Raw genomic sequence first — 4,682 nt, 5'->3', positions numbered from 1 at the left:
TGTTTATGGCAATGCTAAAGTGACTGGTTATCACACCATTAGAGGTTTGGTACATGGCAATGCAAGATTAAAAAGAAATGATTATTCATATGTTGAGCAAAACATTTACTATGCATATGGAATTCCTGAAGATTGTGAAATTTATGAAAACGATACCGTTGTAAAGATTGTTGAAAATAAAGCAGCGTAAATAAAATAACGGGGCGGGGGGCTGCTTTATAGCAAAAAAGCCGCGTCCTTTTAAGACACGGCTTTTGTTTGCAACTGGAAACTTATACATTTTAAATGTTAAAGTATATTACACAAAACGTGTAAAAATGCAAGCCTTAATACATAAAAACCGCATCAAAATGAATTGATACGGCTTTTATTATCAAAACAGCTAGCGATCTAAATAAACGATTAAAATAACCAATCGAAATATAAAAGAACATCTCTTTATTGCACAAAACGTATCAAAAAGCAAGCTGTTAAGTAAAATAAAAATGGGATTCACACTGTAGATTCAGTGGGTTATGATAAATTCTGTTTGTAAAAATACACCATAATGTGTTATACTATCATCAGTTGTGAGTTTGTTTTGTTCTAAGTACTATTTTCCATTAAAGGACAGAAAGCAAATGCTTAATAAAGTGATTTTAATTGGTCATTTAGGTGCCAATCCAGAAAGCAAAACAATGTCATCTGGTATCGAGGTGGTCAATTTTCGAATGGCAACGTCTGAGAGCTATACAGACAAGGCAACCAATAAGAGAATAGACAAAACCGAATGGCATTCCGTTGTGGTGTTTAATCCACATCTTGCAAAAATAGCACTCCAGTATCTGAATAAAGGCAGCAAAGTTTATATCGAGGGACAGCTTCAAACGCGTAAATGGCAAGATAAAAACGGTATTGATCGCTATGTAACAGAAGTCATATTGCCTCAGTACAAAGGCGAGTTAAAGCTTTTAGATGGCAAAAATGATGATAATCAAGATCAGTCATCTGCTTATGACAGAAGCATTTACAGACCTCTTGATACATCTCATACCGTTATGAATGATAGCGTTCCTTTTTAAACAGAAGGTGCTTTAATGGATAGTAAAAAGAAGTCTAGGGTTAGTACAGAAGAATCTGAACCCGTTTATATGCTTACAGAGAATGATATAGAGCTGTTAAGAGATTGTATGTCATCTACATCAATGAGTTATTACAGTATAGTGATGGGTGCTTTATTGAGTACACTTTTCATTCTGCTCTTAAAACTTTCTTGGGATCAAAGTCACTTAAAACTTAAGTTAGGTGTTGCTGCTGTAATATGCATTTTAGTGGTTTTATTGTTCTTTTTAAATCGAATTTCATGGTCAAGATCAGAGAGAATTTGGCAAGATATTAAACAGACATCTGAGGACATAAGTGAAAAAAAATAAAAAAAGGGGACGCCCTAAAATAGCAGGGCAGGTAAGAGAACCAAACGGACGTATATCACGTGCAAAAGCACCGCGTGAAGCCGTTGATAAATTGGCAATAGAAATGCGTGCAAAGCGCTTCGGTTTAACGCTACAGGAGGCAAAAAATCCACTTTCTGGTACCTATATCGGGCGGCTTTGTTTGCAAGGCGTGATTACACAAGAGCAATATGATGCCGCGCAACAGTACCTACAGATAAGAAATAATTACCTTTGCGCAAAAGGCTTGCCTAATGCGATTTATGATGATGTGTCTACAAATTCAGATCCAGATAGCTTTGAACAATGGGTTCAAAAAGCAACAAATCACTATCAAGCCGTGAAAGAGGCACTAAAAGAAGCACAATGCCTTTATAGACAGTATAATCTTCATGCTGCGCTACAGTACCTCGTTATAGAAGATCAAATGCTACCCCACCTTGTGAATTCATTACGCGTTGCTCTTAATGCGCTTCAGAAGCATTTTTCAAAAAAGTAGATTTGAAAGAGATACTACCACCCATATATATATGGTATTGCAATAACAGCTAAGGCGGTCATTATTGTAAATAAAAACGCCGGAATCTTTAATCTAAATCGCCAGAGTATGTTAATCGGAAGAGACATGATGGTGATTATTATAAAGCCTATTACGAACCATTCCTTTATCTTTTTATTAAAATGGCTTATTTTTTTATCAACAACATCAAAGCGATAACATTCTCCATTTTCCGACTTCATATATAAAGGAATATCGCTTTTTTGAAATATGTTCCTATAAACATTTCCTAATTTATTTACTAGCTTATCACATGGTGTTGTCCCTTGGTTGTTTAAGATATAAAAGCTAAAAGCTAATATTCCGATAATGACTACACCTATTAAAATGAAGCGTTTAGACATAGTTTATCCATTGTTTTTCATTGTTACATCTTCGCTTCATACAGATTCCCTTTGAAATTATCAATATGTGTTATTTTTATGTTGACAAAGTGTAGCAAATCGTATTTAATGACAAATACGGCACTGGTCGTACTGTATCTAAATGAGGGTGTGGTACAGTTCAAAATCCCCGCAAATGCGGGGTTTTTTATTATCTGGAGGGTGTATTTTATGACATCACAAAATACAGAACAGATTTCTCAAACAAAGAAAAAATATAAACCCCCTAAGGCAGGAATGGGGCGTGTCAAAGGTGTACCGAATAAGAATACACGCCTTTTGAAAGAGGCTATTCTTAAAGCTGCTGAATTGGCAGGCAATAAGTATGGGAAAGAGGGGCTAATCTCTTACCTCGAAAAGCAGGCAATAAGATGCCCTGCGGCTTATTTAGCGTTGCTTGGGAAGATCTTGCCTTTGCAAGTGACGGGGGAAGATGGGGGCGCGATTAAGATCATAGGGCGTGTAGAAATTGCTCCTTTAACAATGAATGACGACAAGACAGATTAAGATTGTACCAAAACTCATTCCTATTTTTGCAGGGGACGCTTTGGTACGGGCGGCTTGGGGTGGACGAGGGTCTGGAAAGACAAGATCATTTGCCTTGATGGCTGCTTTAAAAGGCTATCAATTTGGTATGCAAGGGATATCGGGCACTATACTTTGTGCACGTCAGTTTCAGAATTCTTTGGCAGAAAGTTCATTGGAGGAGATTAAGCGCGCCATTGAAGCGCATGACTTTTTAAAGGACTATTACAAGGTTGGGGAATCGTCGATTAAGTCGATAGATGGTCGCGTAGCCTTTCAGTTTTCTGGTCTGGACCGTAATATTGCGAGCAGTAAATCGATGGGGCGCATTTTGCTTTGTTGGGTTGATGAAGCAGAGCCGGTAACAGAGACGGCTTGGCAGACGCTTATTCCAACGTTGCGTGAAGAAGGCGAGGGGTGGCGAGCAGAGNGGCGCATTTTGCTTTGTTGGGTTGATGAAGCAGAGCCGGTAACAGAGACGGCTTGGCAGACGCTTATTCCAACGTTGCGTGAAGAAGGCGAGGGGTGGCGAGCAGAGTTATGGGTGACATGGAACCCGTTGCGAGAGAATGCCCCCGTTGAGAAGCGGTTTCGCTTTTCAGACAATGAAGCCATTAAGCGTGTAGAGATCAATTGGTCAGATAATCCGAAGTTTCCTAAGATCTTGAATGAAGCGCGGCTTGATGATCTGAGAAACCGTCCCGAGACCTATAAGCATATCTGGGAAGGGGCTTATCTTACAGCGGTTCAAGGCGCTTATTATCAAAAGGAAATGTTGGCAGCCGAGCAAGAGGGGCGGATAGGGCGTGTTGCTCGTGATCCTTTAATGCAGATACGCGCCTTTTGGGATATTGGGGGGACAGGCGCCAAGGCAGATGCCACGGCGATATGGATAGCACAATTTGTTGGTAGAGAGATCAGAGTGCTTGATTATTACGAAGCACAGGGACAGCCTTTATCCGAACATATCGGTTGGTTGCGTCAAAATGGTTATGAGAAGGCATTGATGGTTCTCCCCCATGACGGTGCGACCAGAGACCGTGTGCACAATGTGAGTTTTGAGAGCGCTCTTAAACAGGCAGGCTTTCAAACAAAAGTTATCCCTAATCAGGGAGCAGGGGCTGTTAAGATACGTATAGAAACAGTCCGCCGTGTTTTGCCTTCTGTTTGGTTTAATGAGAAGACGACAGTAGCAGGACGTAAGGCACTGAACTGGTATCACGAGAAATGGGATGAGAAGCGTAATATTGGCTTGGGAGCAGAGCATGATTGGTCCAGTCATGGGGCAGATGCCTTTGGACTGATGTGTATTTCATACAAACCACCAAAAGAAATACAAAAGCGACCAGCTTATAGCGGCAGAATGGAATATGAGAGTACCTCATGGATGGCAGAATGATGCATGATGATGAACGTTTAGAAAAAGACAGCAATGTATCTGATCTCTCTCATGAAGGTTTGTTTCGTAAGCTTGTGAGCTGGTACAAAGAAGATGTGGAGCATGTGAACAAATGGCGTGAACATGCGCGGGAGGATTTTGGTTTTTACAATGGTGATCAATGGAATGAAGAAGATTTATCGGCGTTAAAAAAGCAACGCCGCCCCGTTATGACTTTTAATCGTATTGCTCCGCTTGTGAATGCTGTTGTGGGTTCAGAACGCAACAATAAGCGAGAAGTGCAATTCATTCCTCGTCAAATAGGGAAGGCATTGCCAAGTGAATTGCTTACAGGAGCAGCAGAATGGTTTCGCGACATGGCACATGCTGAATATGCAGATAGTGAT

Annotated in this window: 6 protein-coding genes and 2 pseudogenes; 7 read left to right on the top strand and 1 reads right to left on the bottom strand. The window is 40.3% G+C overall.

Annotated features, from left to right (window positions below):
• The 4 genes and pseudogenes from ACFIMS_RS04950 to ACFIMS_RS04935 all read left to right on the top strand — a co-directional run.
• Positions 1–190, top strand: a pseudogene (locus ACFIMS_RS04950) (hypothetical protein); the annotation flags it as partial.
• Positions 191–620: 430 nt separating this feature from the next.
• Positions 621–1,061, top strand: coding sequence for a single-stranded DNA-binding protein (ssb, locus tag ACFIMS_RS04945; RefSeq protein ID WP_375696431.1), 441 nt, complete (start codon positions 621–623; stop codon positions 1,059–1,061).
• Positions 1,062–1,076: 15 nt separating this feature from the next.
• Positions 1,077–1,412 carry a hypothetical protein gene (locus ACFIMS_RS04940; protein ID WP_375607479.1) on the top strand — a complete coding sequence of 112 codons (336 nt, stop codon included), beginning with the start codon at positions 1,077–1,079 and terminating at the stop codon, positions 1,410–1,412.
• Positions 1,399–1,929 carry a hypothetical protein gene (locus ACFIMS_RS04935; protein ID WP_375696430.1) on the top strand — a complete coding sequence of 177 codons (531 nt, stop codon included), beginning with the start codon at positions 1,399–1,401 and terminating at the stop codon, positions 1,927–1,929. Before ACFIMS_RS04940 ends, ACFIMS_RS04935 begins: the two co-directional genes overlap by 14 nt.
• A 14-nt stretch (positions 1,930–1,943) precedes the next feature.
• Here ACFIMS_RS04935 and ACFIMS_RS04930 read toward each other — a convergent pair whose 3' ends face one another.
• Positions 1,944–2,333 carry a hypothetical protein gene (locus tag ACFIMS_RS04930; RefSeq protein WP_375689825.1) on the bottom strand — a complete coding sequence of 130 codons (390 nt, stop codon included), beginning with the start codon at positions 2,331–2,333 and terminating at the stop codon, positions 1,944–1,946.
• 210 nt (positions 2,334–2,543) lie between these two features.
• Between ACFIMS_RS04930 and ACFIMS_RS04925 the strand changes: the two genes are divergently transcribed.
• The 3 genes and pseudogenes from ACFIMS_RS04925 to ACFIMS_RS04915 form a co-directional block, all read left to right on the top strand.
• Positions 2,544–2,879, top strand: coding sequence for a hypothetical protein (locus ACFIMS_RS04925; RefSeq protein ID WP_375610989.1), 336 nt, complete (start codon positions 2,544–2,546; stop codon positions 2,877–2,879).
• Positions 2,860–4,296, top strand: coding sequence for a phage terminase large subunit (locus tag ACFIMS_RS04920; RefSeq protein WP_375696429.1), 1,437 nt, complete (start codon positions 2,860–2,862; stop codon positions 4,294–4,296). Before ACFIMS_RS04925 ends, ACFIMS_RS04920 begins: the two co-directional genes overlap by 20 nt.
• A pseudogene (locus ACFIMS_RS04915) lies at positions 4,281–4,682 on the top strand (phage portal protein); the annotation flags it as partial. The gene ACFIMS_RS04920 and the pseudogene ACFIMS_RS04915, both read left to right, overlap by 16 nt.

It is taken from the genome of Bartonella sp. AP331QHHD (assembly GCF_042195905.1).
In the GTDB taxonomy this organism is placed as follows: Bacteria; Pseudomonadota; Alphaproteobacteria; order Rhizobiales; family Rhizobiaceae; genus Bartonella.
This window is presented reverse-complemented; position numbering and strand designations above follow the sequence as displayed.

Excerpts from the sequence above, each read along its gene's own strand:
- ssb (WP_375696431.1), top strand. The coding sequence starts at position 621 with ATGCTTAATAAAGTGATTTTAATTGGTCATTTAGGTGCCAATCCAGAA.
- ACFIMS_RS04940 (WP_375607479.1), top strand. The coding sequence starts at position 1,077 with ATGGATAGTAAAAAGAAGTCTAGGGTTAGTACAGAAGAATCTGAACCC.
- ACFIMS_RS04930 (WP_375689825.1), bottom strand. The coding sequence starts at position 2,333 with ATGTCTAAACGCTTCATTTTAATAGGTGTAGTCATTATCGGAATATTA.
- ACFIMS_RS04925 (WP_375610989.1), top strand. The coding sequence starts at position 2,544 with ATGACATCACAAAATACAGAACAGATTTCTCAAACAAAGAAAAAATAT.